This window comes from Cytobacillus sp. FSL R5-0377 (genome assembly GCF_038004385.1).
Taxonomy (GTDB): Bacteria; Bacillota; Bacilli; order Bacillales; family Cytobacillaceae; genus Cytobacillus.
Genome location: NZ_JBBORA010000001.1, coordinates 3,174,851 through 3,201,045 on the forward strand (window position 1 = coordinate 3,174,851; position 26,195 = coordinate 3,201,045).

Consider the following 26,195-nt stretch of genomic DNA (forward strand, 5'->3'; position numbering starts at 1 on the left):
GAAATTTAAAGATAGAGCGAGAAAACAGAAGTATATATTGCTTGTATGCGTTTCCAATGATAGTTTTTCATGAAATACGGAGCTTTTCATTTATTCAGATCCTTGATATATTATCAGAAAATTCAGTTACAAAAATCAAAAGGAGATGAATGAAATGACAGCTAAGAAATATGAAAACAAAGAGTGTATGTATTGTTCAGGCAAAGGGTATTTTCAACTACTATTAGGCGGATCTGAAACCTGCAGCTGCTGCGGCGGAACAGGCAAGAAAAAGGAATAAACTTTAAAACTTCGCGAGATGCGAAGTTTTTCTTTTTAAAGCAAGTCTATAAATTGTGAAGTTAGATAATTGTTTAGCTCCAGCGCCTGCCTCCTCGAGGACAAGGCGCTAACTGCTTTTCTTGTTGACTCCCCAATCCACATTAAAGTACACTAATTATTGATGTGCTAAGGGAGGAAACAAGTTCATGCAGATGACGATTTTCGTTTTGCCTATTTCCATGCTTCTGTTTTTTGTGCTTTTTTTTGGGATAGGTTTTATTTTAAATATGCTCTTAAGAATGTCTTGGATTATGGCTATTATTTATCCGGTTATTGCCATCTTTATCATCGATAAAGTTCGTTTCATTGAGTATTTTCAAAAACCGGGGGAATCATTTTCCAGTCTTGGTATTGAATTGTCGAGCCTCGCTCTGGCTGACATACTTATACTCAGCAGCGGAATGGCAGGCGCCATTGTTGCCGGAATTACGATTAAACTGCTCCGTAAAAAAGGATATCGGATGTTTTAAATGGGTGATGAAATCTCTGCTGGATGCAGGGATTTTTTATTTTTTTGATTAGTGTGGTCAAATTGGCCAAGCCTATGGCATTACTGGCTTTATTCCTTCTGAAAACGGCTGCTGGAAGGACGTCTCTTCCATAAGTTATGAATATTTCCCCTGAATAAGGGAAATGACTAACTTTGGGAGGAGTGTAAAAGATGAACAAATTTACAAAATGGATGAAACGTACAGTAATGTCTGCCTTATTTATAGGTGCATTATTGACAACTTTCCATTCGATTTCCGGAGTGGAAGCAAGATCAATTGTTCAGCTGCAGCAAAATGCTGAACAATCTGCTGAAGATGGAAATTCAAAATTTGAACATACATTAAAATCGGTTGGCGTAGCATTTAAGGTTTTGAAGCAGGCCGTGAGCCTGGAAACGAAGATTTCTGCGAGTGAAGCTGTGGCAATTGAACAGACTCCGACATTGGAGGATTCAATTGACTGGTCGCAATATCAAAAAAGACAAGTAATTGCTACCGGATATACCGCTTTTTATGAGTCGACAGGCAAAAATCCGGATCATCCGTCCTTTGGCATTACATACTCAGGTGTTAAAGTAAAGAGAGATTTATATTCTACAGTCGCAGCAGATTTAAATGTTTTTCCAATTGGAACAATCCTGTTTATTCCTGATTATGGGTACGGTGTTGTGGCAGATAAAGGCGGTGCCATTAAGGGGAATAAATTAGATCTCTATTATGAAACTGTTGATGATGTATATAATAATTGGGGAAAGAGAACGCTCGATGTTTATATCGTTGAAATGGGCGACGGTACCCTGACGGAAGAAGATTTAAGGTTACTGAATGAAAATGAAGCCATGCAGGTCTTCAGACAGCAATATATTAAATCCGAGAAAAAATAACCAGTAGATACAGGCAAATCCGATGTATGAGCGGATTTGCCTTTTTGTATTATCAAATAGAAAATGTCTGGCGATGAATCTTTTCTGCTAATTTTACAGCCCCTTCAATCAGCCGCGGCGAAGGCCTGCAATACAGTTCTTCTTCCAGAACCAGGATTTTGTTCTGTTTTACTGCTTCCATTTCACTCCAGCCTGGGCGTTTCAAGACAATTTCCGGATTTACCTTTTCTCTTCTGACACCTACCCAGGCGAGACAAATATAATCCGGCTGCCGATTCAGGACATCCTCCCAATCAGTCTGTACACTGGCAAGTTCTACATCAGCAAATAAATTCCGTCCCCCGGCTATCTCACTGATTTCCGTCAGCCAATTGACCTTGCCTGGTGTAAATACAGGTTTTGGCCACCATTCCCAATATAGGCTTGGTTTTTTCTCAATCCTGCTAGAGATGGCCTTCAGCTCCTCTATTTTCTCGGTAAACTGTTTAGCGGCCAAAATTCCTCTCTCAGGCCTCCCGATTTTTTCAGCTGTAAAAACCAGGTCATTTGCAATATCTGTGAGACTTTGGGGATTTAAGACAATATGGGGAATTTGCCTTTTTTTAAGCTCTGTTACATTCTTTTCCATGCCGGGTACGCTTAGGGAAGCAAGCACAAGGTCCGGTTTCAATTCCTCCACTTTATCCATATTAATAGACAAGTCAGGACCCAGCCTAGGCAATTTGAAAATTTGCTCCGGCCAATCAGAATAATCGTCCACACCCGCTAACATATCAGTCAATCCCAAGTATTCCACCAATTCCGTATTGCTTGGGCATAAGGAAAGGATTTTCATTCATATCACAACCTTTAGGAAAATAAATAATGAAGCCCCAAAGTTAATAGGATTCCCGTCAGACCGCCAAAAAGGACTTCTATCGGTTTATGGCCCAGCAGCTCCTTCAATTCTTTCTGTTTTTCCTGGCCAGCTTTTTTCTGCCATGTCTTTGCTTCTTCAACAAATTTATTGAAGTCGGCAACAAGCTGGTTTAATACTATCGCCTGTTCCCCTGCTTGACGCCGCACCCCGGTAGCATCAAACATCGTTATAATGGCAAAAACGGCAGAAACAGCAAAAACAGCGGAATCCATACCGGTTTCAAGTGCCACCCCGGTTGAAAGGGCAGTTACTGCAGCGGAATGTGAACTGGGCATTCCGCCTGTACTTGTTAAAAGGGACCAATCCACTCTTCGGGTGGCAATAAATTGAATGGGCACTTTTACAAATTGGGCAAAGAAGATGGCTGCCAAAGCAGACCATAGAGGGAAATTTGTCATTAATTCCATGTGAGACCACCTTTGAGTTGTATGATACTCTGCATTTGCTTTTTTTTGCTTTCATAGTGCGAAGTAGAGCTGGTTTTCGGACACAACCCATCCCAATTCAGCAGCCTGTGTACAAAATCTATCTGGCCTTGTACTTAGCACAATAAGAGCTGCGTAAAGTTATACTAACTAATATTCTCCAATAGATTGGTCCTTCCTGCAAGAGGAGCTGTTTTAAGTTTCTGTTAAATAACGCTTTTTTTGATAATACGCTGTTGCTGTCAGTGAAAGCAACAGAATCCATTCAAAGGCATTCACGGCCGCGGCACTTTCAATGGGAAAATCTATGGCGCTTCCGATAATCATCAAGACGGCCCCCTGCAAAAAACCAGACCCACCCCTGCTTGCGCCAAAACACTATAGATGCAGCCAGCAATACAGCGGAAACGATCAGTACCATTATCGGAGGGCCGCTCTGCGCTTCGGCGTTTGAATAGCTTAGAGCCCCATATTCCCATTTCTCTTTCAGTACAAGACTGAAAACTTCGGTAATAAGCTCCAGAACAATTAATCCGGCAGTAAGCAGGGATGCAGCCCATTTTAGTTTGCCTGTTTTTGCCCAATCAATATCAGCTTGTTTTAAAGTATGCCAGGAATATAGAACAAGAAGAGGCGTAAATAGAGCGTGAATCCAGAATCGGGCATAATTCAGTAGCTTAAGAGTGCTTCCCGCCCCGATTAAATGCCCAGCAGCAAGAATCCCATTATCGTAAATCAAACCGAGAATTACAGGCAGCAGGAAGGCAGCACTAACAGGTCCGCTGTTCTTTACAGTGAAAATGGCCCAAATAAATAGCAGGATATATCCAGAAGTAAAAGCGGCAAACAATAGAGGATCCATAACCTTCTCCTTTCTGTTTCTATTTTCTTACCCAATTATGAAAGAATATATTTAATACCTTTTCTTTTTGTTAAAATGATCAGTACAACCAAGTCCGAAGATGGAGTGATTTCATGGAAGATTACCCTCTTGAATACTACGAATTCTTTGTCAGTTTCAATGAAGGTGATTACTATACCTGTCATGATCTTCTTGAAGAAATGTGGATGACTGATAAAGGCAATTTGTTTTTTAAAGGCCTGCTCCAGATGAGCGTCAGCATTTATCATTATGAATATGGCAATGTCAAAGGTGCGAGGCTGATGATGCAGGCTGCACATGAATATTTGCAGGCATACCGGCCCAGACATTGGGGACTGGATCTTGAGCATGTGTATGGGTTTATTGAAGAATGCCTCTCCATATTTCCTGAAGATATCGAAAGGCTTCCATTTGAAAAGGTCGGCAGTCTTCCTAAATTGCCTCAGCTGGTATTGTATCTGGAAGATTCATGAAGCACTTAGATAGTCGAAATAATTCAGTATTTTCGATATAATAAAGTGAACAGTAGATTATGTGGGGGTGCCAGTATGTTTTCGGTTAAAAGAGAAATTGACGTTACAGCAGAACAGGAATGCCTGATTGTTGGTGTTTTTGATAAGTCAGCCAGATTTGAAGGAATACTTGCCCGTGCAGATGAACAGTTTCAAGGCCATCTGACAGAGCTTGTGAAGAGCGGCGATATATCCGCCAAGAAAAAGGCCATTGCAAAAATACATACATTTGGAAAAATTGGGGCCAAACGATTGATTACAATAGGTCTTGGGAAAGAAAAAGAATTTTGCTTTGAAGGGTTACGTGAAGCGTTTGGAAAGGCATTCAAGGAAGTGAAATCGTCCAAGCTTCAAAATGCCGGTGTTTGTCTTGATACTTTTATTGGGGGAAATGTAGAAGCACTGGATGCAGCCCATGCCCTAAGCGAGGCTTTTGCCCTTTCCACCTATAAGTTTGAAGATTACAAACAGAAATCAAATGAACCGGAAAAAGAAATTGAGAATATTGCCGTTTATTGCGAAGCGGCAGATGAGGAAGATGTGAAGGCTTCTCTTACGGTTGGATATGCACACGGGAAAGGAACGAATTCAGCCCGAACATTGGTCAATCTGCCAGGCAATATGCTGACTGCCACCGATTTGGCAAATTACTCATCTGAATTGGCGTGGAGATATGGATTTGAAGTGGAAATCCTCGAAAAAGAAGACATGCTTAAGCTTGGCATGGGTGCTCTTTTGGCGGTAAATCAGGGATCGGCAGAGCCTCCTAAGATGATTGTTTTAAAATATCAGGGCAAGGAAGAATGGAAGGATGTTATCGGCCTTGTCGGCAAAGGAATCACGTTCGATACAGGGGGCTATTCCATAAAGCCGAAGGACGGCATTGTGGGCATGAAAACCGATATGGGCGGTGCAGCGGCCGTACTTGGGGCAATGGAAGTCATCGGAGAATTGAAGCCTGAACAGAATGTTGTCGCCGTCATTCCTTCTACAGATAATATGGTGAGCGGAACTGCGTTTAAGCCCGATGATGTCATTACCTCTATGAGCGGAAAAACCATTGAAGTCCTTAACACAGATGCAGAAGGACGTCTGGCACTTGCTGATGCAATAACATATGCGAAGCATCATGGAGCGGATTACCTGGTGGATGTTGCAACCCTGACTGGCGGTGTGATTGTGGCGCTGGGTGAAGAAACAACAGGTGCATTAACGAATAATGAAGAATGGTTTGAACAGGTGCTGGAAGCGTCCTATGAAGCTGGCGAACCTATCTGGCGTCTGCCTCTTTTTGAAAAAGATAAAGAAAGAATCAGAAGCAGCAAAATGGCAGATCTGAACAATTCACCAGGACGTGCGGGTCATGCGATCATGGGCGGAGGTTTTGTCGGTGAATTTGCCGAAGACACACCATGGGTGCATCTCGATATTGCAGGTACAGCCACGACATCAAAAAGCCATGATCTTGGACCAGATGGTGCGACAGGCGTTATGGTTCGTACATTGGCGCTATTGGTTGAAAGGTTTGAAGTGTAATAAAGATGAATTCAAAACTCTGGAGAAATCCGGAGTTTTTTTATGCGGATTTTTATCCATAATTAACATAAGGTGCGGAAATACAATCTACCGGTAAATTACATGAAATTCTAACCTAACAGCTATCCTGGCCTAAACCCCCATTTCTGAATCTGCCTAAAATCATTGACATAAAAAGGGGAGATATGATAGTTTAATACATGTGTTTTAGTTCTCTACCAATTTAGCAGATTAAAGTAAATGGAAACATACGCATAGAAAGAGGGTTACATCATGAATGCAGTTATACTTGCAGTGTTGATCATGCTTGTTCTAAGCCTTCTGCGCGTCAATGTGGTTCTTGCTCTTGTGGCAGGTGCATTGGCAGGCGGGCTCGCAGGCGGATTAAGTATAGATAAGACAATTGAAGTTTTTTCAAATGGACTTGGAGGCAGTGCAGAAGTTGCGTTGAGTTATGCGCTATTGGGCGGCTTTGCCTTAGCCATTTCCGCAACTGGACTTCCGAATCTATTAGTGGAATGGGTCCTGGACAAGGTCGGGAAAGATGGGGAGCCCAGAGGGAAATCATTATCAAAGGCACTCATCGTTTTTTCTATTTTATTAATGTCCATTTTTTCTCAAAATTTAATACCTATTCATATCGCGTTTATCCCTATTTTGATTCCGCCATTATTAAAGGTTATGAATGAGCTTCAAATAGACCGGCGTCTGATCGCGTCTGTACTGACATTTGGTTTGACCGCTCCGTATATTTTGCTTCCTGCAGGCTTTGGTCAAATATTTCAGGGAATACTCGCAGAAAATATGGAGAACAGCGGGCTGGCAGTGGAAATGGCTGATATTCCAAAGGCTATGCTTATTCCTGTAGCCGGCATGGCGGCTGGCTTAATAGTTGCATTGTTTGTTTACCGTAAAAAGAGGAATTATCGCCCCTCAGAATTAATTGAAACGGAAAAAGGCAATTACTCAAAAAAGGGCATCATTTTTTCACTCATTGGGATTGCAGCAGCTCTCATAGTCCAGCTGCAGCTTGATTCGATGATCTTCGGAGCCCTGACAGGTATTTTAGTTATTTATATCAGCGGTGCAATTAAGTGGAACGAGGCAGATCAGCTTTTAACTGAGGGTATGAAGATGATGGCATTCATTGGATTTGTTATGCTGGCTGCATTCGGATTTGCTGATGTATTAAAAGAAACGGGCGATGTTGAAAGTCTTGTTGAACAGGCTGCAGAAGTAATTGGCAATAATAAATCACTTGCAGCATTGCTAATGCTTCTAGTCGGATTACTGGTTACAATGGGCATTGGTTCCTCATTCTCAACAATCCCGATTATTGCAACCATATTTGTGCCCCTTTCACTGGAGGTCGGCTTTAGCCCAATGGCAACGATTGCTTTAGTTGGAACAGCCGCAGCTCTTGGAGATGCAGGCTCCCCCGCTTCAGACAGTACATTGGGACCGACAGCAGGCTTGAATGCAGATGGACAGCATAATCATATCTGGGATACGTGTGTGCCGACATTTCTGCATTATAATATTCCGCTCATCCTGTTTGGATGGCTGGCGGCAATGATTTTATAATCGAGAGCAGCTTCCAGGATGGGGGCTGCTTTCTCATTGGTATCAGCCTGTAAAGTAGGGTAGGATAAAGAAAAAGAAACGGAGGTGGCTATAGTGTATTTTGGGAAGATCAGAAAACAGACCTCAGGCCGGGTACCGCCAAATCAAAACGTGACCACTGCCTTTCCTGTATTGCATTATGGGAATGTTCCATACTACAAGGATATGAAGGATTGGAATTTGAACATATTTGGAGAAGTGGAAAAGGAATTATCCTTATCGCATGAAGAGGTAATGAACCTGCCTCAGACTCTGTACAAAAATGATATCCACTGTGTGACGGGCTGGTCAAAGCTTGATAATGTCTGGGAAGGAGTCTCTGCCGCAGAGATTGGCAGGCGGGCAGGTGTAAAAGAAACAGCCCGCTTTGTAATTCTTCACGCGGAAGAAGGATGGACCACAAACCTCCCGATTAAGGATTTTTTAAAAAGCACCAGTCTTCTTGCACATACTCATAATGGTGAGCCTCTTACTCCCGAGCATGGATTTCCGCTGCGGGCCGTGATTCCGCATCTGTATTTTTGGAAAAGTGCAAAGTGGATTAGAGGCATTGAGTTCTCTAAAACCGACAAGCCTGGATTTTGGGAAAATAACGGCTATCACAACTATGGAGACCCTTTTCGTGAGCAGAGGTTCAGCTGGGATGATTAGTAAGGATAAAAGCGTAGATACGCTTTTATCCTTACTAAAATCCGAACAGCATAGTGAAAATGTTTCTCTTTTTTAATTTCTTCCTTGGCTTCTCCTGATCAAAAACCAAAAGAGTGTCAGCAGGGATGTCTCGATTTTTAACAGCTGTCCTCGCTTCAAGAACCTCAATTCTTTTCAGCAGACGTGCATTTTCCTTCTGCAATTCCTCTATTTCACTGCGATGCTGCAGCAGCTGGTATGACACCACATCATCTGCTTTTCCGTTCAGCCGCTTCTCAAGCTCACTTATTTTTAAATATATTTTCTCCATTGCTGGTGCGGCAGCTGTTTCTCCATTGACCGTACCCTTTCTCGTCTTTTTTCCATTTACAGTAACGTCCTGCAATATTATCCCCTGATTAAGCTGGTCCTGCACCTGTTTTAGCAGGCTAATGTCTTCTTCTGTAAATAAGTAATGGCCCAATTCATTTCGTTCCGTCCGGAGTTCCAGTTGTTTAACCCATCGCTGAATAGTGCTAGGTGAAACACCTAATAATTTGGCTGCAGCACTCGTATTCATACTGATCCCCTCCCGTTTTTACAAAGAATTCTGCCGGAATAGCATGAAGTCCTTCCAGACTGACAAAACAAGTTTTCTTTCGCCAAAGAAAGTGTGGTTTTTACATTTTTTTTATTCTAATGTTCTGCTTTTGATTTTTCCATTGAACATTTTTCTGTCATCCAGCCTATTGTTGCGCCAATAAGAGCACCGCCGATAACATCAGAAGGGTAGTGGTGGCCAGCCCATATGCGGGAGAAGCCTGTGAGCCCTGAAACCCACAGCAGAATGCGCCCTATAAATCGGTTGCCGTAAAAAATAACGATAGAAGCAGCAAACGACACTACTGTATGCTTGCTTGGAAAACTTGAATCTCTTTTGGCCGGGATCAATAGGCCAACCTTGGTTTTAATAAATGGACGTGGCCTAAAATAACAAATTTTTATTACTTTATTTACAAAGATAGCAATCAGGGAAGCGGCAGCCGCTTTTTTTGCGGATGTTCGGGAAGCTCCCCTGGCCAGCCACATACCTGCCAGAACAAATAAAAATAAATATCTTGCCTTATTTGATATAAGAATCATCAAAAAGTCGATGAATGCCATACGTCCGGATAAACGGCTGATTGCCTTGAAAATCTTCAAGTCCATAGTTAGTCTCCTTCTGCTCTGTCCTTGTGCAGGTGCCCGCTTGAAGCTACCTGTTAGTGCATTTTGTTCATTTGCTTATTATTTGCAGCTTTGCATGAGTTAACACAAATAAAAAAACCATGCAGTAAATGCATGGTCCTAGTACTAAGCAGGAAATAAGTCTCTAAATACAAATGAAGCAAACCCCAAATAAGCACTGATGGTATAGTCATTCATATACATTTTTGGATAACTGCATAAAGTCATCAAGTTACCTCCTCCTTTAAATGTTGAATCCCCTGCAGTGGCAGGGGAATTAACTGTTATAATCGACCTGATCGTCCTGACAGCCATTCATCCAAATAACCAGGAACTTTTCCCTCTGAAGTAAGAGTGGCATGCCCGCCCTGAAGCAGGTGAAAAGTTTTATCAGCGCTTGACACGAGGTCCAAGACCGGAAGAACCTGTTCTTTTGGAACAAGCCGGTCATTATCTGAAGCGACAGCGAGCAAATTAGCTTTAATATTACTGAGGACGGCTTTCTTTTCTCCGATTGTTAATGTACCGTTCACAAGTTTATTGTCTTTTAAAAGGTCCTGATGGATTTGCTTCATTGCAGCCCCGGCAAATGGGATATGGCCATTTGTCCAATGGTTAAATCGCTTCCAGCGGGTTGTATATGCTTCATCGTCGGCCCTTGCCAGCAGCGATAAATACGGAGAGTAATAGAGAGGAGAGGTAAATATGCGCATACCATATTTAATGGCAGATGCGGGAATAAGTCCCCATGCATCAAAAGTGGTATCCAGACTGCCTTCTCCATTTCGGAGCTCATGTGCCCATTTATCAAAAACGGGGATAATGCTGAAATCAACCGGTGCGACAGACAATACTAAGTTTTTAACCGGTTCATCCGCAATGGCTGCATAAATGGCTGCAAAGGTGCCGCCAAGGCAAAAGCCCATGACCGTTATTTCCTCGGCTCCGGCGTGATATAAAGCTCTTTTTATCCCCTTTTGAATGTATTCAGTAATATAATCTTCCATCGTAATGTCTTTATCCTCATAGCCCGGAATTCCGAAATCCAGCAAGTAGACATCATACCCGCTGTTAACCAAAGCTTCGATTAAACTATTCTGCGGTCCCAGATCCAAAATAAAGGGCTGATTGACAAGTGAATACACAAGGAAAATGGGAATACTGTATTTTTTGCTGGAAGGGGCATAGTTCCAGAGCGTTGCCTTATTTTTTTTCCAGACTGCCGTTCTTGGAGTTATATTTATCTCCGGATCGGGCTGAGAAAGAGTATTAAAGAATCCGAGCAGTTTTCTGGAGGGTGTATTCTGTGTCATTTATTTTTCCGCGCTTTCAGCAGGACTGTCAAGTGCTTTTCTTATTTCCTCAATTGATCTGGCCAAAGCGATGACCTTTTCGTCAATCTGATCCATTTTTTCTTCAGCCTGCACAGTTAGTTTAGCTGCGTTTGCCACGTCAGTCTTGGTAGGGAAATTAAGAGGGACGGATAGTGTCTCAATGGCGTCCCGCAGTTTTTTCATGCTTGCTGCGGTCACCTCAGAACGGGTGACTAAGTTCTTGAAAATATCTTCTTTGTTAATAGAGTTCTGTATAGATTCATTCAGATCTCTTTCCACTTTTGTCCCTAACTTTTTTATTGCCTGCAATATAGCTTCCGTATGGTTAATGGACATAAACTTTCTCCTTTCTATGAAGTTAGCCTTGTGATGCTTAGAGGGATACCGTCATTCCTCCATCTACGACTAATACCTGTCCCGTCATGTAATCAGACGCTTTAGATGATAGAAAGACAGCCGCTCCTTTTAAATCATGTTCATTTCCAAATCTTCCAGCAGGAATCATTTTGTGAATAACTGAACTCGATTTTTCAAGGACCTTTGTAATCTTGGTAGGAAAGAAGCCTGGAGCGATAGCGTTTACTTGAATGCCGGCAGGTGCCAGCTTTACAGCCATATCCTTTGTAAGTGAGATAACTGCACCTTTACTTGTACTGTAGGCCACTGCATCAAGAAAAGCTGAGTGAGTACCCCTCATTCCAGTTACGGAAGAAATATTAATGATTTTGCCGCTTCCCTGTTTCGTCATCACTTTTGCGGCAGCCTGTGAAAATAAAAACAGCCCTTTCAAATTCACATTCATGACTTTGTCCCATTTATCAGCAGACAGATCGAGAATAGGAGCAACCCAGGATGTGCCGCTATTATTAATGAGGATATCGATTGTTCCAAATGTCTCCAAAGTCTTTTGAATGACTTTTTGAATGTCTTCTTCATTAGTGATGTCACATTCGATAGCCAGAGCTTTAACACCCTTTGCTTCCAGGTTTTTTCTGACATGATCACATGCTTCAAATCTGCGTGAGCAGACAACCACATTTGCTCCTGCTTCCCCAAGTGCATTTGCCATTTGCTCTCCGAGTCCGCGTCCGCCTCCAGTGACAATGGCTGTTTTATTGCCTAAATGAAATAACTCGTTCAATTCCAAAGTTATCCCTCCCTTATTTGATTAATAAGCATTCCTGCATATTTAAAATAGACTTCGATATAGTATAGACAAGTTCACCTCATATGGTGCTAAAATTGTATATTTGCCTTGTCCCAAAAGTGTATAAGTAAGATAAAAACAGATAAGGATGGATAACAAACGGGGGAGGTGGACAGATGGAAAGGGAGCAAATCGAGGAGCTTTTTGAGGAAAGCGGATATGCAGGTTTAAGCAGCAGTCTTGCCTATAAAGTCTGGATGACCGGGGTATGGGATGGAGAGGATAAAGACCGGATAGAAGCATTTTTAGATGCTTATTCTTTTGAAGAAGAAGGAGTAATAACTGGCGATTTTCTATATCATTATCGGATATTTGTCTATATTCACGAGAGAAATGAACTGCCGTTATTTCCGTTATAGGGATGCAGTCTGAACAAAAAAACACAGATCCATAGACCTGTGTTTTTTAACAATATGTCCAGCTCCAGGCGCATCGGCTCGAGGTTATAAGCCAATAAGCGGGCGCCTTTCGTTTTTATCAGCCAGCTTTCTTAAGCTGTCTATTTGCTGCTTTATAGTGATTTTCAAAGAATTCATTAGTATCTTTAACAACCACTTTGCTTAAAAGTATTAATGCAACCAAGTTAGGGATCATCATTAATGCATTTGCCATGTCTGCGAAAGCCCAAACAGTTGTTAAGTTAGCAACCGCACCGATGCCAGTCGCAAAGATGTAAATGGCACGGTATCCCATTATTCCTTTTGTGCCAACAAGGTATTCAAAGCATTTTTCACCATATACATACCAGCCGACAATGGTTGAAAACCCGAAGAAGATAACAGAGAAAGCAACAATGTACTCTCCTGCAACTCCAAGAACATGAGAAAAGGCTGCACTAGTTAGTGCCCCGCCGTCAAGGCTGCCATCATGGGCCACACCTGAGATCAATCCGCCAGTTGTGTCCCAGAAACCAGTCATGATAAGAACCAGACCAGTCATCGTACAAACCACGATTGTAACAATAAATGTACCAGTCATTGCAACAAGTGCCTGTTTTACAGGATGGTCAGTCTTTGCGTTTCCTGCGATAAGCGCTGCGGTACCAAGTCCGGCTTCATTCGAGAAAATACCCCGTGAAACACCATTCTTGATTGCTTCAGATACGACAACTCCGACAAAACCTCCGGTTGCTGCTACCGGGTTGAAGGCATAATAGAAGATTGTCTGGAAACCGGGTATGATTTGATCATAGTTTACAGCCAGTATAAGTAATGCCCCTCCGATATAAAGAACGGCCATAACTGGAACAAAGAATCCTGCAACAGTACTGATGCGCTGAATACCGCCGAAGATAATTAAAGCAGCGAGTACAGCAAGGATAACACCTGTTATCCAATTATTAACTCCAAAAGAAGTATCCATTACAGAGGCTATTGTATTTGATTGAACACTGTTTCCAATGCCCAGTGCTGCAAAAGCGCCAAAGACGGCAAATGCCACTGCAAGCCATTTAAACTTCTTGCCAAGACCACGCTCCACATAATACATCGGTCCGCTGGAATACTCACCATTTGCATTTTTTACACGGTATTTCATTGCCAGTAATGCTTCGGCATATTTGGTTGCCATTCCAAGCAAACCAACAATCCACATCCAGAAGATTGACCCTGGTCCGCCGAGTGTAATCGCAGTGGCAACACCAGCGATATTACCATTACCAATGGTAGCTGCAAGAGCTGTCATAAGAGCCTTGAAGTTACTGACATCTCCTTCAGCATTGGATGAAGCCTGTCCTTCTTTTGTAAAACCTAATTTGAATGCATATATCAGCCTTCTGAATTGAAGGCCTTTCAGCATGAATGTTAAAAGAACACCCGTACCAAAAAGCAAAATTAAGCTCGGTGTGCCCCAGAGCACTCCGTTAATTTTATTAAGCGTTTCTAGCATAAATCATCGCCTCCCAGATGTTAACGCTTTCAAGTTTTGCCATTAAACCTATTAAAATATGATTTTTTTGTGAACATGTCCTATTGTAAAATTATCTGAATATAACTTCAAGTTAAATAAAAAAGTAAAACTATTAGCAATTTTATAAAAGTTTTGTGACAGGCACCCCCCGAATATTGTCGAATGGCATGATGGCCCTGGTAGAGTACAGGGCAGGATTGAGGTATAATATAATAGGATAGAAAAAGTGAAATTTAAAGAAGTTTTACGATTGGGTGATAATAAAATGGAAAAGGATCCGTTTAAGAGGGCATTTAGTGATCTGGAGGAATTAGTAGATAAGATCCGCGATGTCCTGGAATGCCCTGTTACTATAGAAGATGTAAATCATCGCCTGCTGGCATACAGTACACATGATGATCAGACAGATACCGCTCGAATAGCTACAATTATCAGCAGAAAGGTTCCCGAAAAGGTTATTAATCGTTTATGGAAGGATCGTGTGATACCACAGCTGATGCAAAGCGGGGAACCGCTTAGAATTCCTGAAATAAAGGAGATAGGACTGGGAAATCGGGTAGCCATTTCTATACGCAATCATAATGAGGTACTGGGCTACATCTGGGTCGTCGAAGAAGAAGCCGCCTTAACAGAAAGCAAGCTGAATCTGCTGAAACTGGCCGCACAGTCAGCAAGGACGGAAATGCTAAAACTAAATGCGCAAAAGAAAAAAAGAGCTGAGGGCTACCGGGATTTTTTCTGGGAGCTGTTAACCGGCCATTTCCATAGCCATGATGAAATCTCAGACAGATTTGAGGATTTAAGTATAAAACCGCCATCACCGTTTGCTGTGCTGGTCTTTAGGTTTAAAGAAGAAGTGACCTCTAAAATAGAACAAAAGATCATCTACCTGATTACGACAAGCCAAAAGGTTCAGATAACCTTTCATGCCGCGATGGCGAATGAATTTGTCATTCTGGCTGCACCGCCTGAATCTGCTCAAGCTGAAAATCCTTTCATCGAATTCATCCAGTTTTTCATTGATGAAATGAACACGCGATTTAGCATTGATCATATTAGCGGGGCAACAGGAACTGCTTATCAGCACTTTGAAAAAGTGGAAAAAAGCTATCAGGAGGCATTGCAGGTACTGCGCCTTAAAGAGCAATTTCCGGAAGAGATCCATCATGTCTACAGCTACCAGCAGCTTGGCATTTTCCGCTATCTTGATGCCATCCTTGAAAAGAAGCGGCAGGAGCCGTATGAGCACCCTGCTATTGAGAAGATTATTAAATATGATCTTGAGCACCGGACCAATTTGCTCGCTACCCTGGAAGCCTTCATTGATCATGACAGCAATGTGAATGAAACAGCTAAAAACCTGCATATTCATATGAATACACTGAATTACCGATTAAAGAGGATAACTGATATTGGGAAGGTTGACCTGAAGAATACGAATACAAAACTTTCTTTATATCTTGAACTTAAAATCCGGAGAATGGAAAAGAAGAGCCCTCATTTGTAGATTTCCACAAATGGAGGCTCTTTTATTTTATGAATTCAACAATGACAGCGCTTTACTAAAATTATTATACTGACAATAGTAAATATCATAATTGATAGATTGAAAGGGGAGTTTTCCATGATTATTGGAGTACCTAAAGAAATTAAAAATAATGAAAATCGTGTTGCTGCTACACCAGCAAGCGTTGATGCATTAGTAAAGTCCGGACATAAAGTATTAGTAGAAATCGACGCAGGAATTGGAAGCGGTTTCACTAATGAAGATTATACTGAAGTAGGGGCTGTTATCGTAGATACTGCGGCTGAAGCATGGGCTGCTGAAATGGTTATGAAGGTTAAAGAACCGCTTCCATCTGAGTATGGTTATTTCCGTGAAGGATTGGTTCTTTTCACATACCTTCACCTTGCAGCAGAGCCTGAGCTTGCAAAAGCTTTAACTGAAAAAGGCGTTACAGCTATTGCTTATGAAACAGTTGAAGTTAACCGTACACTGCCTCTTCTTACTCCAATGAGTGAAGTTGCAGGACGCATGTCTGCTCAAATTGGAGCTCAATTCCTGCAGAAGACAAATGGCGGAATGGGTATTCTTCTTGCAGGTGTTCCTGGTGTATCACGCGGAAAAGTTACCATCATTGGCGGCGGTGTAGTTGGAATCAACGCAGCAAAAATGGCAATCGGACTTGGCGCACAAGTTACAATCATCGACTTAAGCCCAGAGCGTCTGCGCCAGCTTGATGATATCTTTGGAAACAGCATCCAGACTTTAATGTCTAATCCATTCAACATTGCACAGGCTGTTAAAGATGCTGACCTGGTAATTGGTGCAGTTCTAATTCCGGGAGCGAAAGCGCCTAAGCTTGTAACAGAAGAAATGATCAAAACAATGAAGCCTGGTTCAGTAGTTGTAGACGTAGCGATTGACCAGGGCGGTATTTTCGAAACAGTTGATCATATTACAACTCATGACAACCCAACATATGATAAGCATGGCGTTGTTCACTATGCTGTTGCGAACATGCCTGGTGCTGTTCCAAGAACATCTACAATTGCTCTTACAAACGTTACAATCAACTATGCTCTGCAAATTGCAAACAAAGGCGTTGTGAAAGCGATTGAAGACAATGCAGCACTTAAGCTTGGTGTGAACGTTGTAAACGGAAGCATCACATACCCAGCGGTTGCTAAAGACCTTGGCTATGATTATGTATCTGTTGAAGATGCATTTGCTAAAGTAAAAGCTGTTAACTAATATACAAAAATCCCCTTGCCCAAAAGGCACAGGGGATTTTTTGTTTCGTGCTCGGAGGTGAGCATGGTGCTTCCGCTTTTCTAGTCGCCCACTCAAAATGAGGACATCTGCATATTAAATAGAGAAGGGATTGAAAATGAAGGAGGTTACCCTGCATGTATTATTATAGAGGCCCATATAGAAACGGGAATGAAAGGTTTTTCTTTTTAGGAGCTCCTTTTGTCGGCGGCTTGATCGGCGGTTTTCTGGGAGGCGGGCTGGGAGCAGCTTTATTTGCACCGCGTCCTTTCTACGGTCCCCCGCCGCCTTTCTATGGACCGCCAGGAGCGCCACCAGGAACGCCATATGCTCCTTATGGCGGTGGCGGATATCCAGGCTATGGCCCATATGGCAACCCTTATTACCGTTAGATAGGTGAGAAGCTCTCTTGATTGAGGGCTTTTTTATTTACATCCATCTCAGCTTTAGTGTTAAATCACAGCATTTCTGGGGATCATCTTTGTCTGATTCGAAATGAAGTCTTAGCCCGTCGGGTGTATAGGAAACAGAAGGAACCCGCGAGATGCCTGTTGATTTCAGAAGGTTTTCGACCGCAGGCTTGTTGGACTGCTGAGCTGCTGCCATCAAATCATAAGAATACTTTCTTGACTCTGCCATTTTTACAAGTAATATGCTGGCATCCTTCATGAGGACCTCCATTTTTTTGGCAGAGCTCATGAACATTTGCGGATCAACTGCCGGTAAGGTCCTATAGAAATGCACAGGGTGATAATAAGACTGATAGGCCTGCGGATAATTCCAGCAGCTTTGAAGCTGAGGGTTATATCCGGGCTTCGGGTAGCGAAAATAATAGTAGGGGTACATCCGGTTTTCTGCCCCTTTCGGTTAGTAATAAATGCACGTATTTCCATTATATGAAAACAAAGCTATTCCTATGAAGGAACAAAATTACCTTCCGCAACAGTTAGGCTTCAACAAGAGAATTTAATAAGGATTGATATTATTATAAAAGGGGTAAAAGAAGGGAATGGAGAATATATTAGTGTGGTAAATAAGTGTGCGTTGCATACATAGATAGGAGGCCCCGGATGGAACTTGAATTGATTTTGGAAATCATTGAAAATAACGGATATTTGGGGCTGTTTCTTTGGCTTTGGGTAGGGGTTTTTATTTTTCCTGTTCCAAATGAATTGATTGTTATGACTGTTGGTCTTTCTTCCTCCTTAAAAACGCTGCACCCTTTGCTTGCATTCATTGTCATATATTTTGGAATTCTGGCGGCACTGACAACCTGTTATACCATCGGGCGTTTGATTGGAAGGCCTTCGCTAAAGTACTTTCATAAAAGCAAAAGGATGACTAAAACGATTGATTCTTCTTTAAAACTAATGGAAAAGTATCATGCCTTTTCCCTCTCCTTCAGTTATTTTGTTCCGGGTATCCGAAATTTCCTCCCCTTTTTATACGGCTTCAGTAAATTGCCATTTAAAAAATTCACTTTATTTGCATACAGTGGCGCACTGATATGGCTCTCTATAGCCTTCACGATCGGCTATGTATTTGGAGACCATATTGACACCATCATCAAACATGAAAAAGAAATACTGCTTGGCCTGGCAGGCTTTGCAGCGATTTTCCTCATATTTCGTTTTGCCAGAAGAAAACGGGCGAAGAAGCAGAAAAAGCTCCATGATCAGGGGATGGGACTTTAATATAAAAAGGCAGCCGGGTGCTGCCTTTTTATACTTTTAGTAAATCGTCAAATGTTTTCTAATACTGATTGCGGTGCTCTACCAGGTCAATAGCTCCAAGTACAATATGGGCGAGCCCGAAACCAACGATGGTATCTGATAACATATTGTTAGCTCTGCGGTTTTGTTTCATTGCATATCCAGCCGTAGTAACAGCGGTGCCGAGAACAGTTGGAATTAATCCTTCGCGTACACGATTCATGGCGGTCACCTCTTTTTTTATGCTTGTCCTACAGGACATACATAGTTTGTTCTTATATAATGGAGTATAGTATGACAACATTTTACATATGGAGAGGGGATAAGGAAATGGAGTTGAAAGATACCTTAATTGAAACACTTGGAATGGAAATCGTGTCACATGAAAAGGGACGAGTAGTTGCCACCATGCCTGTTGATGAACGTACCCGCCAGCCGTTTGGCCTCCTGCATGGAGGGGCATCTGTCGCCCTTGCGGAAACTGTTGCAAGCATAGGAGCATTTGAACTTTGCGATAAAGAAACGGAATCTGTTGCAGGGCTTGAGATTAATGCTAACCATGTACGTGCTAAAAAGGATGGAATTGTGACGGCTGTCGCAACAGTGCTGCATCAGGGAAGAACCACAATGGTTTGGGATATTAAAATAATGGATGAGAATGACAAGCTGATATGCACCTCAAGATGTACAATGGCAGTAATTAAAAGAAAATAAACGTACAAAAAACCCACAGGAGAGAAATGGACTGACCCGCGGTTTTGAGACTTAGAAAAAACACCTATGCTGCCTGTCCTCTATATTCAATAGGGGACAGGTAGTTTAATTTTGCCTGAATGCGTATTTCGTTATAATAACTCATATATTGATTTACGATATTTACTAACTTACAATGAGAAAGAGAAGATCTTTTTTGATCTTTGAATCCTTCCGACTTTAGCGAGGAGTGAAAGGATTCGATGACGGCATTATCATGGCAGTTTCCCTTTCGGGACATGCTTGTGATCATGCCGTTTTCTTTTGCCATATTCTGAAACGCATAGGAGGTATACACAGCCCCCTGATCCGTATGAATCATGATTCCTTCAGCTGGTTTTCTTTTTTCTAGAGCTTCCCGAAGGGTGCTTAAAACCAATTTAGTTTCCTGGCTTGTGCTCACCTTAAACGCTACAATTTCATTGTTGTACAAATCCATAATTGTCGACAGATAGACCATTGATGGACCATAAGGCAGATATGTAATATCTGTGACCCACTTCTCATTCGGCTTATCTGCTCTAAATTGCCGATTTAATAAGTTTTCAACAATAATATTGGTTTCTCCATTTAAGTATTTAGGTCGCTTCACCTTTATCTGGCATTGCACTTTGTATTTTTGCATAATTCTTTGGACTGTCTTCCGATTAACATCAACCCGATGATTTCGTTTGAGAAGAGCTTTAATTTTCCGGTGACCATAACGAAAATGATTTTCCTCGCAAAGATGTACTATAAGCTCTTCTAATGGACTCATTATGGTGTGAATATACTTTTTCTTCCACCGATAATAAGTAGCTTTTGGTACTTCCAAGGTACCTAAAATACTGATTATAGAATACACAGAAGACAGCTCCTCTACGACTTTTAACACGACTTGCGGCTCCAGCTCCTTTCTATCTCTTGGTACTTTTTTAAAATATCCAGCTGCATCTCCAATTGTTTATTCTTCCTTCTTAATTCATCTACTTCACTTAATTCGTCTGGCCCCTTACCATACGTGTATTGTTTGCCTACGGGCTGAGAAAACCGGTGAACCTGACCTTCTCTATGCCATTTCATCCAAGTTTTGATTTGTGAAACATTTCTAATTCCGAGCTGTTCCATAATTGCCTGATTGCTTAATCCCTTTTGCTTTAACTTAATCGCTTCCCACTTTATTTCTTCTGGATAATGAACTCTTGTCCCCATAAGAAAAACACCTCCAAAAATCGTATAGATATTAAATACGATTCAGGGGGTGTTTTTTCCTTGTCTCATTTTACTGGGTCACTCTAAAAAGTTTCCCGTGGGTTTCTATTTATTGGCCTTTACCGGCAGATTCTTTTCCATTAGTGTCATTTTTCAGGTCATCCCTGACGCTTTGATCCCATAGCTTGACTCCGGAATTATATGCTGCACGTCCGATTAAATGGCCAGCAATGGGGGAAGTCATGAAGATAAAAATAATCCCCAGTACGACCCTTGAATTAAAGTAGCCATCCTTAAAATAAAAGAAAAGCAATGTTCCTAAAAGAACGCATAAAACACCGAGTGTTGCAGATTTTGAAGCAGCATGGTTTCTCGTATAAACATCAGGCAGCCTGATAACACCGAAAGCTGCAACTAGGCTAAAGAAGGCACCTAACAGAACAAACACGATAATAAAGAAATTAGCGATCTCTGTCATGTTCTATGATAACCCCCTTCTCCAAATATTTAGAGAAGGCCACAGTTCCGATGAAAGCGAGAATTCCAAGCAGAAGGATGACCTCCAAGTAGGCGTTAGTATTTAGCGCAATCGAAGTGAGTGCCACGATAGAAACCAGGTTAATTCCAATTGCATCCAATGCTACAACCCTGTCAGGAGTGGTGGGGCCTTTGATCACTCTGTATATTAAAGCCAGTGTGGCGATTGATATACACAGAATGGCGATCATTACAATGGTCTGGATCATTATCGGCTCACCTCCATAATTGCTTTCTCGAAAGAATTTTTAATGGATTCAATTTCGTCCTGTACTTCACCCATATCCATTGCATGCACGTACAATATTTTATTGTCGTCGGAAACAGAAATGGTTAAGGTTCCCGGAGTCAGGGTAATCAGGTTTGCCAGAACAGTTATTTCCCAATCTTTTTCTAAAACAGTCGGGAACGCGAAAATGCCCGGCTTCATATCAAGCTTTGGTTTAAGAACAACCTTTAATACCGCTATATTTGCTAGAATCAGTTCTTTAATAAAGATCAGCAATAAATTGATTACTGCGATCACACGATGCAGATAAAAGCGGGAGGTAAAGAACCGCCTGAATACAAAAATAATGAGCAGGCCGAAAAGATAACCCTTCAAGAAGGCTACCGGATCGTAGGTTGTTGTTAAGAACATCCACATAAATCCAAGGAACATATTTAATAAAATTTGAAATGCCATACTCAGTACTCCTTTAAGACTGCGTCTATATAAATACTTGGATTGGCAAGCGTTTCAGCAGCCTGAGAGATATACGGATATACGAATTCAGAGCCGACTCCGTAAAAGACGGCAAAAGCAACAAGGATCACCGGAGCAATCATCATGCTCTTGACAGGTATTTGATCTGCGCCTTCGTAATCACGAGGGGTTCCCCAAAAACCATTGATAAAAATTTTCATGATGGAGAAAAGGACAAGTAGACTGGATATTAACACAATCCCTGCACCCCAGTAATGCTCAGACTCGAATCCCCCTTTAATAATCAAGAGCTTGCCGACAAAACCGCTTAGCGGGGGAATACCCGATAGTGAAAGAGCGGCAATGAAAAAAGACCAGCCCAATCCGGGATAACGCTTTATTAACCCGCTGATTTTTCTTAAATTACTCGTTCCTGTTATAGCTGCTGCGATACCAACAAGTAAAAACAGTGATGCTTTAATGTTCATATCATGTATCAGGTAAAACATTGCACCTGTAAGAGAATCCGGGGTCATAGCTGAAATGCCAAAGAGAATGACTCCAACAGCTACTATGATATTGTAAATGACAATTTTCTTAATATCCCAATAGGCGATTGCCCCAATGACACCAAAAATGATGCTAATTACCGCCAGAATGGTTAAAAGCTGCTGAGTAAAGCCTCCATCCTGGTAAAAGAATAAAGTATATGTCCTGGCTATTGAATAAACCCCCACTTTTGTGAGCAGGGCACCGAATAGTGCAAGAACAGGTGCCGGCGGTGCATAATATGACCCTGGCAGCCAAAAGAATAGAGGGAAAATTGCCCCTTTCAGACCAAAAACGATCAGAAATAGAACGGCAATAACAGTAATGATGCCAGGCTGTCCCATTTCACTGATCTCACTGATCCGAACGGAAATATGGGCCATGTTGAGCGTTCCCACAACGGAATATAAGTATGCTACAGCAATTACAAATAATGCTGAAGAAATGACATTCACGAGCAGATATTTAATGGATTCCCTCAACTGGATTTTCGTGCCCCCAATTACAATTAGCACATAGGAAGACATTAGCATTACTTCAAAGAATACAAAAAGGTTAAAAATATCGCCGGTTGTAAATGCTCCATTTACGCCAACGATCAAAAAGTTGACAGCTGAGTAGAAATAGAATTTTTCCCTGCCTTCATCTATTCCGCGAAATGAATAGATTACACATGCCAATGCAATGATACTGGTAGTTAATACAAGTAAGACGGAAACCATATCAGAAACAAGTGTAATTCCGAAAGGCGCTTCCCAATTAGATAAGTTCAATGTCTGAATCCCATCGTTATTGACCTTTTGAACTAATAACACCGATACAATTACAGTTATCAACGCTGAAAGGCCTGCAATCCACCTTTGCAGCTTGATATACTTGGCAGCGAAGATTAGAAGGACTCCCGTTACTAAGGGAATTAAAATCGGCAGTATCAAAAAGTTAATCATTTCCTTCATTTCCTCTCAATTTGTCCATATTATCTGTACCAAGTTCCTGATAAGCCCGGTATGCCAATACTAGGAAAAAGGCCGTTACACCAAATGCGATTACTATTGCAGTTAAGATTAATGCCTGCGGAAGCGGGTCTGTATAGGAGCTTGCAGCCTCACCGAGAAGCGGTGCAGCACCTTTTTTAAGACCCCCCATTGTTAAGATGAGCAAATGGGCGCCATGACTTAATATCGCAGTTCCAACAATGATGCGAAGCAGGCTTTTTGAAAGCATTAAATAGGTGGCTGACATAAAAAGAATTCCAACAACAACGGACATTAATATTTCCATTAGTCATCCTCCCCTATCGTTTTGATTATGATCATTGTCACACCTACAACAACCAGAAAAACACCGAGATCAAACAGTGCTGCGGTATGAAGTGATAAGTGTCCCAGAATTGGAAGGTCTACACCTGTAAATGCATGTGTTAAAAATGGAACATTGAAGAGCAGCGCACCTGCTCCCGTTCCGATTGCAAAGAGGAGGCCGACTGCAATCATATACATGTAATTAACAGGCAGTGTCTTTTCAACTGTCTTCATATCGAAGGCCAGCAAGAGTAAAATGAGTGCCCCTGATGTTAGCAGGCCTCCTACGAAACCGCCGCCTGGTGTATAGTGACCAGCAAAGAAAATATATACAGAGAAAAGAACGATGATAAACAAAACAACTTTAGTGGCTGTTTGCAGAATAATGTCATTTGTTTTCATTTTTCTTTCCTCCCCCCAGACGAAGCTTGATCATTCCGAATATCCCCAGAGCCGCTATGGCAAGTACCGTTATTTCAAACATTGTGTCAAATCCACGGAAGTCCACGAGAATAACGTTTACCATGTTTTTGCCGGCAGCTTTTTCATAGGTGTTTTCAATATAATACTGTGCAATCGAATTAGGTGATTTATTACTGTAAGCTGAAAAAGCAATTAAAGTTACGACCAGCCCAACACCAATGGAGATGACTGCATTGGTTGCTTTAAACGGCATTCTTTCTTCATCTTTAATCTGTGGCAGATGGTAGAAACACAGCAGGAATAACGCAACTGAAATCGTTTCTATGACAAGCTGTGTCAAAGCCAGATCCGGCGCACGGAAAATAACAAAGAATAGCGCTACTGTATAGCCGACTGCACCCAATAAAATAATGGATGTTAATCTTGATTTCACAAACAATATCGTAATCGATCCAACTCCGATCACGAGAGCAAGCACAATTTCTGAGAATCTGATGGCAGAAACATTACTCGCATCAAATTTAAATGCATCCTTCATGAATAAGACGGACAGCAATGTAATGATAAAGAAAGTAAATATATAAACTAAATAGTTTCTGATAGAGCCATTCATGTACCATTTGGTAAACCTGTATGCGCCCCGCTGAATCCCTGACAGGCCGCTGTCATAGAAGCGATTTAGAGCCAATTTTTCAGGGAATAAATCATATACTCTTCTCCACTTCGGCAGAGAGATAAAGAGTAGAACGCCCAATGTTATAACACCCAAAGTCATGAACAGCTCAGGCGTAAATCCGTGCCAGAAGTATATATGAGTATCATACTTATACCCTTCAACAGGCATAATGGCGGCCTGCGCAGGGGAAATAAGCGTGTTAGAAATAATATTAGGGAAGAAACCGATAATGATCACTAGTGAAGCCAGGATGATAGGAGATATGAGCATCCCGAATGGGGCTTCGTGCGGTTTCTTTTCTAATTGTTCAGGCTGGAACTTGCCTGTGAATGTCCTGAATACAAGAACCATGCTGTAAATAAACGTAAATACACTTGCCACCCAGGCAAAAACCGGGAACAAGAGTCCCCATGTATCCAAATTGAAAATATCCATTTCCAGAACGCGGACCATTCCTGTAAAGAACATTTCCTTACTTAAGAACCCATTGAAAGGCGGAAGCCCTGCCATGGAAAATGTTCCGATGATCGCCAAAGTAAAGGTAATCGGCATAAAGTTCATCAGACCGCCAAGTTTGCGGATATCTCGTGTTCCGGTTTCATGATCTACAATTCCAGCTACCATGAAGAGACTTCCTTTAAAGGTGGCATGGTTGATCAAATGAAAAACTGCAGCTGTAGTGGCAACCGTAAAATAACTGTCTTCTACTGTTTCAAAGTGAAGCGCTGCAGCACCAATGCCGAGAAGGGACATGATCATCCCCAACTGGCTGACTGTTGAGAAAGCCAGGATGGCTTTAAGGTCAGTCTGTTTGACAGCTGAAAATGAACCCCAAAATAACGTTGTAATCCCAAATCCTGCAATGAGCCAGAGCCAGAGCGAGTGCTCGGCAAAAACCGGACTCATACGTGCTACTAAATAGATGCCTGCCTTAACCATCGTTGCCGAGTGCAAATATGCACTGACAGGTGTTGGAGCTTCCATGGCATCCGGCAGCCAGATGTGAAATGGAAATTGCGCGGACTTGGTAAAAGCCCCAAGCAAAAAGCAAAGTAAAGCAGGAACGAATAATGAATGTGAAAATATTTCATCTGATCCAGCGATAATTTCCGAAATGCTGAAAGTGCCTGTCATTAAATAAAGCAGGATGATGCCTCCGAGCATAGAAAGACCGCCGAAAACCGTGATGATCATCGACTTCTGTGCGCCGTATCTTGATTTCTCTCTGTGGTACCAATACCCGATTAACAGGAATGAAGAAAAACTTGTGAATTCCCAGAAGGTATATAGCACAATCAGGTTATCAGACAGGACAACCCCAAGCATAGCACCCATAAATAGAAGTAAGTACACATAAAAGGTGTTCAGTTTTTCTTTGTTTTTATCCAGGTAATAGATGGAATACAGAACAACCAGTGATCCTATTCCTGTTATCAGCAAGGCAAAAAGCAAACCAAGGCCGTCCACTTTTGCCGTGAAATCTATCCCAAGAGCGGGTATCCATGAAAAAGATTCAGTGACGGACTGCTGATCGGAGGTGATGGATAAATAAGAAATAAAATAACTGAATAAAAGGATTGGCAGAGGAAGTACAAACCAACCTGTATGTATCTGCCTGAACAGCTTGTACGCAATAGGCACAAGGATGGCAAGCAAAAATGGTGAAATTATTGCCAGGTGAAGCAAAGACAAAAC

At 41.8% G+C, this 26,195-nt stretch carries 33 protein-coding genes; 13 read left to right on the plus strand and 20 right to left on the minus strand.

The window, feature by feature from the left end; translation table 11 throughout:
- Nucleotides 1-154: 154 nt before the first annotated feature.
- From NSQ49_RS16155 to NSQ49_RS16165, 3 genes are all read left to right on the plus strand, one after another.
- The gene (locus tag NSQ49_RS16155; protein ID WP_159867914.1) at nt 155-280 is read left to right on the plus strand and encodes a YuiA family protein; all 126 of its coding nucleotides are present in this window, start codon (nt 155-157) and stop codon (nt 278-280) included.
- 187 nt (nt 281-467) lie between these two features.
- Nucleotides 468-791 (plus strand): YuiB family protein, encoded by a 324-nt coding sequence (locus NSQ49_RS16160; RefSeq protein WP_159867911.1) that lies wholly within the window; start codon nt 468-470, stop codon nt 789-791.
- Between the two features lie 191 nt (nt 792-982).
- Nucleotides 983-1,696: a 3D domain-containing protein gene (locus tag NSQ49_RS16165; protein WP_251284840.1), complete on the plus strand. Its 714-nt coding sequence runs from the start codon at nt 983-985 to the stop codon at nt 1,694-1,696.
- 52 nt (nt 1,697-1,748) lie between these two features.
- Here the strand turns inward: NSQ49_RS16165 and NSQ49_RS16170 are convergent, their stop codons facing one another.
- The 4 genes from NSQ49_RS16170 to NSQ49_RS16185 all read right to left on the minus strand — a co-directional run bounded on the left by NSQ49_RS16170 (nt 1,749) and on the right by NSQ49_RS16185 (nt 3,902).
- Nucleotides 1,749-2,531, minus strand: a complete 783-nt coding sequence (locus NSQ49_RS16170; RefSeq protein ID WP_159867905.1) for a cobalamin-binding protein — start codon at nt 2,529-2,531, stop codon at nt 1,749-1,751.
- Nucleotides 2,532-2,545: 14 nt separating this feature from the next.
- Entirely contained in the window at nt 2,546-3,022 is a 477-nt protein-coding gene (locus NSQ49_RS16175; RefSeq protein WP_251284839.1) for a divergent PAP2 family protein, read from the minus strand.
- Nucleotides 3,023-3,235: 213 nt separating this feature from the next.
- Nucleotides 3,236-3,367: a hypothetical protein gene (locus NSQ49_RS16180; RefSeq protein WP_268891673.1), complete on the minus strand. Its 132-nt coding sequence runs from the start codon at nt 3,365-3,367 to the stop codon at nt 3,236-3,238.
- Complete coding sequence (locus tag NSQ49_RS16185; RefSeq protein WP_236566272.1) at nt 3,333-3,902, minus strand: hypothetical protein; 570 nt, start codon at nt 3,900-3,902, stop codon at nt 3,333-3,335. Before NSQ49_RS16185 ends, NSQ49_RS16180 begins: the two co-directional genes overlap by 35 nt.
- A 113-nt stretch (nt 3,903-4,015) precedes the next feature.
- Here NSQ49_RS16185 and NSQ49_RS16190 point away from each other — a divergent pair, with 113 nt between their 5' ends.
- From NSQ49_RS16190 to NSQ49_RS16205, 4 genes are all read left to right on the plus strand, one after another.
- A complete protein-coding gene (locus NSQ49_RS16190) occupies nt 4,016-4,396 on the plus strand; it encodes a DUF309 domain-containing protein (protein WP_159867899.1) in 381 nt (126 codons plus the stop codon).
- A gap of 75 nt (nt 4,397-4,471) precedes the next feature.
- Nucleotides 4,472-5,971, plus strand: coding sequence for a leucyl aminopeptidase (locus NSQ49_RS16195; protein ID WP_159867896.1), 1,500 nt, complete (start codon nt 4,472-4,474; stop codon nt 5,969-5,971).
- Nucleotides 5,972-6,244: 273 nt separating this feature from the next.
- On the plus strand, nt 6,245-7,555 hold the full coding sequence (locus tag NSQ49_RS16200) for a Na+/H+ antiporter family protein (protein ID WP_159867893.1): 1,311 nt from the start codon (nt 6,245-6,247) through the stop codon (nt 7,553-7,555).
- Between the two features lie 93 nt (nt 7,556-7,648).
- Complete coding sequence (locus tag NSQ49_RS16205; RefSeq protein WP_159867890.1) at nt 7,649-8,245, plus strand: sulfite oxidase-like oxidoreductase; 597 nt, start codon at nt 7,649-7,651, stop codon at nt 8,243-8,245.
- A 34-nt stretch (nt 8,246-8,279) separates the two neighbouring features.
- Here NSQ49_RS16205 and NSQ49_RS16210 read toward each other — a convergent pair whose 3' ends face one another.
- The 5 genes from NSQ49_RS16210 to NSQ49_RS16230 all read right to left on the minus strand — a co-directional run bounded on the left by NSQ49_RS16210 (nt 8,280) and on the right by NSQ49_RS16230 (nt 11,932).
- Nucleotides 8,280-8,804: a MerR family transcriptional regulator gene (locus NSQ49_RS16210; protein ID WP_159867887.1), complete on the minus strand. Its 525-nt coding sequence runs from the start codon at nt 8,802-8,804 to the stop codon at nt 8,280-8,282.
- 116 nt (nt 8,805-8,920) lie between these two features.
- Nucleotides 8,921-9,433 (minus strand): phosphatase PAP2 family protein, encoded by a 513-nt coding sequence (locus tag NSQ49_RS16215; protein ID WP_159867884.1) that lies wholly within the window; start codon nt 9,431-9,433, stop codon nt 8,921-8,923.
- A 302-nt stretch (nt 9,434-9,735) separates the two neighbouring features.
- The gene (locus tag NSQ49_RS16220; RefSeq protein WP_251284838.1) at nt 9,736-10,764 is read right to left on the minus strand and encodes an alpha/beta fold hydrolase; all 1,029 of its coding nucleotides are present in this window, start codon (nt 10,762-10,764) and stop codon (nt 9,736-9,738) included.
- On the minus strand, nt 10,765-11,121 hold the full coding sequence (locus tag NSQ49_RS16225) for a hypothetical protein (RefSeq protein WP_251284837.1): 357 nt from the start codon (nt 11,119-11,121) through the stop codon (nt 10,765-10,767). It lies immediately after the preceding gene.
- A 37-nt stretch (nt 11,122-11,158) separates the two neighbouring features.
- Nucleotides 11,159-11,932 (minus strand): SDR family oxidoreductase, encoded by a 774-nt coding sequence (locus NSQ49_RS16230; RefSeq protein WP_251284836.1) that lies wholly within the window; start codon nt 11,930-11,932, stop codon nt 11,159-11,161.
- Nucleotides 11,933-12,108: 176 nt separating this feature from the next.
- On the opposite strand from NSQ49_RS16230, the gene NSQ49_RS16235 reads away from it, so the two are divergent.
- Nucleotides 12,109-12,351, plus strand: a complete 243-nt coding sequence (locus tag NSQ49_RS16235) for a hypothetical protein (protein WP_159867872.1) — start codon at nt 12,109-12,111, stop codon at nt 12,349-12,351.
- A 118-nt stretch (nt 12,352-12,469) separates the two neighbouring features.
- On the opposite strand, the gene NSQ49_RS16240 is transcribed toward NSQ49_RS16235, so the two are convergent.
- Nucleotides 12,470-13,879 (minus strand): alanine/glycine:cation symporter family protein, encoded by a 1,410-nt coding sequence (locus tag NSQ49_RS16240; protein ID WP_159867869.1) that lies wholly within the window; start codon nt 13,877-13,879, stop codon nt 12,470-12,472.
- Nucleotides 13,880-14,126: 247 nt separating this feature from the next.
- Between NSQ49_RS16240 and NSQ49_RS16245 the strand changes: the two genes are divergently transcribed.
- The 3 genes from NSQ49_RS16245 to NSQ49_RS16255 all read left to right on the plus strand — a co-directional run bounded on the left by NSQ49_RS16245 (nt 14,127) and on the right by NSQ49_RS16255 (nt 17,065).
- The gene (locus tag NSQ49_RS16245) at nt 14,127-15,407 is read left to right on the plus strand and encodes a PucR family transcriptional regulator (RefSeq protein ID WP_251284835.1); all 1,281 of its coding nucleotides are present in this window, start codon (nt 14,127-14,129) and stop codon (nt 15,405-15,407) included.
- 117 nt (nt 15,408-15,524) lie between these two features.
- On the plus strand, nt 15,525-16,655 hold the full coding sequence (gene ald, locus NSQ49_RS16250; RefSeq protein ID WP_159867866.1) for an alanine dehydrogenase: 1,131 nt from the start codon (nt 15,525-15,527) through the stop codon (nt 16,653-16,655).
- Between the two features lie 155 nt (nt 16,656-16,810).
- Complete coding sequence (locus tag NSQ49_RS16255; protein ID WP_159867863.1) at nt 16,811-17,065, plus strand: hypothetical protein; 255 nt, start codon at nt 16,811-16,813, stop codon at nt 17,063-17,065.
- A gap of 37 nt (nt 17,066-17,102) precedes the next feature.
- Here NSQ49_RS16255 and NSQ49_RS16260 read toward each other — a convergent pair whose 3' ends face one another.
- Complete coding sequence (locus NSQ49_RS16260; RefSeq protein ID WP_341070880.1) at nt 17,103-17,342, minus strand: hypothetical protein; 240 nt, start codon at nt 17,340-17,342, stop codon at nt 17,103-17,105.
- A gap of 401 nt (nt 17,343-17,743) precedes the next feature.
- Between NSQ49_RS16260 and NSQ49_RS16265 the strand changes: the two genes are divergently transcribed.
- The gene (locus NSQ49_RS16265; protein WP_251284834.1) at nt 17,744-18,367 is read left to right on the plus strand and encodes a DedA family protein; all 624 of its coding nucleotides are present in this window, start codon (nt 17,744-17,746) and stop codon (nt 18,365-18,367) included.
- Nucleotides 18,368-18,425: 58 nt separating this feature from the next.
- On the opposite strand, the gene NSQ49_RS16270 is transcribed toward NSQ49_RS16265, so the two are convergent.
- Nucleotides 18,426-18,608, minus strand: coding sequence for an asparagine synthase (locus tag NSQ49_RS16270; protein WP_251284833.1), 183 nt, complete (start codon nt 18,606-18,608; stop codon nt 18,426-18,428).
- A 107-nt stretch (nt 18,609-18,715) separates the two neighbouring features.
- Here NSQ49_RS16270 and NSQ49_RS16275 point away from each other — a divergent pair, with 107 nt between their 5' ends.
- Nucleotides 18,716-19,099, plus strand: coding sequence for a hotdog fold thioesterase (locus NSQ49_RS16275; RefSeq protein ID WP_251284832.1), 384 nt, complete (start codon nt 18,716-18,718; stop codon nt 19,097-19,099).
- Nucleotides 19,100-19,163: 64 nt separating this feature from the next.
- On the opposite strand, the gene NSQ49_RS16280 is transcribed toward NSQ49_RS16275, so the two are convergent.
- The 8 genes from NSQ49_RS16280 to NSQ49_RS16315 all read right to left on the minus strand — a co-directional run bounded on the left by NSQ49_RS16280 (nt 19,164) and on the right by NSQ49_RS16315 (nt 26,192).
- A protein-coding gene (locus NSQ49_RS16280; RefSeq protein WP_341070733.1) for an IS3 family transposase occupies nt 19,164-20,329 on the minus strand; the annotation gives its coding sequence in 2 pieces (ribosomal slippage) (nt 19,164-20,053 and nt 20,053-20,329; 1,167 coding nt in all).
- 109 nt (nt 20,330-20,438) lie between these two features.
- Entirely contained in the window at nt 20,439-20,807 is a 369-nt protein-coding gene (gene mnhG, locus NSQ49_RS16285; protein ID WP_159867849.1) for a monovalent cation/H(+) antiporter subunit G, read from the minus strand.
- Nucleotides 20,791-21,075 carry a Na(+)/H(+) antiporter subunit F1 gene (locus tag NSQ49_RS16290; protein WP_159867846.1) on the minus strand — a complete coding sequence of 95 codons (285 nt, stop codon included), beginning with the start codon at nt 21,073-21,075 and terminating at the stop codon, nt 20,791-20,793. Before NSQ49_RS16290 ends, mnhG begins: the two co-directional genes overlap by 17 nt.
- A complete protein-coding gene (locus NSQ49_RS16295; protein ID WP_159867843.1) occupies nt 21,075-21,551 on the minus strand; it encodes a Na+/H+ antiporter subunit E in 477 nt (158 codons plus the stop codon). Before NSQ49_RS16295 ends, NSQ49_RS16290 begins: the two co-directional genes overlap by 1 nt.
- Before the next feature lie 2 nt (nt 21,552-21,553).
- Nucleotides 21,554-23,047, minus strand: coding sequence for a Na+/H+ antiporter subunit D (locus NSQ49_RS16300; RefSeq protein ID WP_251284861.1), 1,494 nt, complete (start codon nt 23,045-23,047; stop codon nt 21,554-21,556).
- Nucleotides 23,040-23,381 carry a Na(+)/H(+) antiporter subunit C gene (locus tag NSQ49_RS16305; protein ID WP_251284849.1) on the minus strand — a complete coding sequence of 114 codons (342 nt, stop codon included), beginning with the start codon at nt 23,379-23,381 and terminating at the stop codon, nt 23,040-23,042. The genes NSQ49_RS16300 and NSQ49_RS16305 overlap by 8 nt, the downstream gene beginning before the upstream one ends.
- The gene (locus tag NSQ49_RS16310; RefSeq protein WP_159867837.1) at nt 23,381-23,803 is read right to left on the minus strand and encodes a Na(+)/H(+) antiporter subunit B; all 423 of its coding nucleotides are present in this window, start codon (nt 23,801-23,803) and stop codon (nt 23,381-23,383) included. The genes NSQ49_RS16305 and NSQ49_RS16310 overlap by 1 nt, the downstream gene beginning before the upstream one ends.
- Nucleotides 23,790-26,192 carry a Na+/H+ antiporter subunit A gene (locus NSQ49_RS16315; protein WP_251284850.1) on the minus strand — a complete coding sequence of 801 codons (2,403 nt, stop codon included), beginning with the start codon at nt 26,190-26,192 and terminating at the stop codon, nt 23,790-23,792. Before NSQ49_RS16315 ends, NSQ49_RS16310 begins: the two co-directional genes overlap by 14 nt.
- Nucleotides 26,193-26,195 lie beyond the last annotated feature (3 nt).

Bases quoted from the DNA above. Each gene is read 5' to 3' on its own strand.
- NSQ49_RS16275 (WP_251284832.1), top strand. From the start codon at position 18,716: ATGGAGTTGAAAGATACCTTAATTGAAACACTTGGAATGGAAATCGTG.
- NSQ49_RS16255 (WP_159867863.1), top strand. From the start codon at position 16,811: ATGTATTATTATAGAGGCCCATATAGAAACGGGAATGAAAGGTTTTTC.
- NSQ49_RS16295 (WP_159867843.1), bottom strand. From the start codon at position 21,551: ATGGCATTTCAAATTTTATTAAATATGTTCCTTGGATTTATGTGGATG.
- NSQ49_RS16175 (WP_251284839.1), bottom strand. From the start codon at position 3,022: ATGGAATTAATGACAAATTTCCCTCTATGGTCTGCTTTGGCAGCCATC.
- NSQ49_RS16210 (WP_159867887.1), bottom strand. From the start codon at position 8,804: ATGAATACGAGTGCTGCAGCCAAATTATTAGGTGTTTCACCTAGCACT.
- NSQ49_RS16305 (WP_251284849.1), bottom strand. From the start codon at position 23,381: ATGGAAATATTAATGTCCGTTGTTGTTGGAATTCTTTTTATGTCAGCC.
- NSQ49_RS16225 (WP_251284837.1), bottom strand. From the start codon at position 11,121: ATGTCCATTAACCATACGGAAGCTATATTGCAGGCAATAAAAAAGTTA.
- NSQ49_RS16220 (WP_251284838.1), bottom strand. From the start codon at position 10,764: ATGACACAGAATACACCCTCCAGAAAACTGCTCGGATTCTTTAATACT.
- NSQ49_RS16240 (WP_159867869.1), bottom strand. From the start codon at position 13,879: ATGCTAGAAACGCTTAATAAAATTAACGGAGTGCTCTGGGGCACACCG.
- NSQ49_RS16195 (WP_159867896.1), top strand. From the start codon at position 4,472: ATGTTTTCGGTTAAAAGAGAAATTGACGTTACAGCAGAACAGGAATGC.
- NSQ49_RS16170 (WP_159867905.1), bottom strand. From the start codon at position 2,531: ATGAAAATCCTTTCCTTATGCCCAAGCAATACGGAATTGGTGGAATAC.
- NSQ49_RS16200 (WP_159867893.1), top strand. From the start codon at position 6,245: ATGAATGCAGTTATACTTGCAGTGTTGATCATGCTTGTTCTAAGCCTT.
- NSQ49_RS16270 (WP_251284833.1), bottom strand. From the start codon at position 18,608: ATGAATCGTGTACGCGAAGGATTAATTCCAACTGTTCTCGGCACCGCT.
- ald (WP_159867866.1), top strand. From the start codon at position 15,525: ATGATTATTGGAGTACCTAAAGAAATTAAAAATAATGAAAATCGTGTT.
- NSQ49_RS16265 (WP_251284834.1), top strand. From the start codon at position 17,744: ATGGAACTTGAATTGATTTTGGAAATCATTGAAAATAACGGATATTTG.
- NSQ49_RS16155 (WP_159867914.1), top strand. From the start codon at position 155: ATGACAGCTAAGAAATATGAAAACAAAGAGTGTATGTATTGTTCAGGC.
- NSQ49_RS16190 (WP_159867899.1), top strand. From the start codon at position 4,016: ATGGAAGATTACCCTCTTGAATACTACGAATTCTTTGTCAGTTTCAAT.
- NSQ49_RS16260 (WP_341070880.1), bottom strand. From the start codon at position 17,342: ATGAAGGATGCCAGCATATTACTTGTAAAAATGGCAGAGTCAAGAAAG.
- NSQ49_RS16215 (WP_159867884.1), bottom strand. From the start codon at position 9,433: ATGGACTTGAAGATTTTCAAGGCAATCAGCCGTTTATCCGGACGTATG.
- NSQ49_RS16165 (WP_251284840.1), top strand. From the start codon at position 983: ATGAACAAATTTACAAAATGGATGAAACGTACAGTAATGTCTGCCTTA.
- NSQ49_RS16185 (WP_236566272.1), bottom strand. From the start codon at position 3,902: ATGGATCCTCTATTGTTTGCCGCTTTTACTTCTGGATATATCCTGCTA.
- NSQ49_RS16290 (WP_159867846.1), bottom strand. From the start codon at position 21,075: ATGATCCAGACCATTGTAATGATCGCCATTCTGTGTATATCAATCGCC.
- NSQ49_RS16300 (WP_251284861.1), bottom strand. From the start codon at position 23,047: ATGATTAACTTTTTGATACTGCCGATTTTAATTCCCTTAGTAACGGGA.
- mnhG (WP_159867849.1), bottom strand. From the start codon at position 20,807: ATGACAGAGATCGCTAATTTCTTTATTATCGTGTTTGTTCTGTTAGGT.
- NSQ49_RS16160 (WP_159867911.1), top strand. From the start codon at position 468: ATGCAGATGACGATTTTCGTTTTGCCTATTTCCATGCTTCTGTTTTTT.
- NSQ49_RS16180 (WP_268891673.1), bottom strand. From the start codon at position 3,367: ATGATTATCGGAAGCGCCATAGATTTTCCCATTGAAAGTGCCGCGGCC.
- NSQ49_RS16310 (WP_159867837.1), bottom strand. From the start codon at position 23,803: ATGAAAACAAATGACATTATTCTGCAAACAGCCACTAAAGTTGTTTTG.
- NSQ49_RS16235 (WP_159867872.1), top strand. From the start codon at position 12,109: ATGGAAAGGGAGCAAATCGAGGAGCTTTTTGAGGAAAGCGGATATGCA.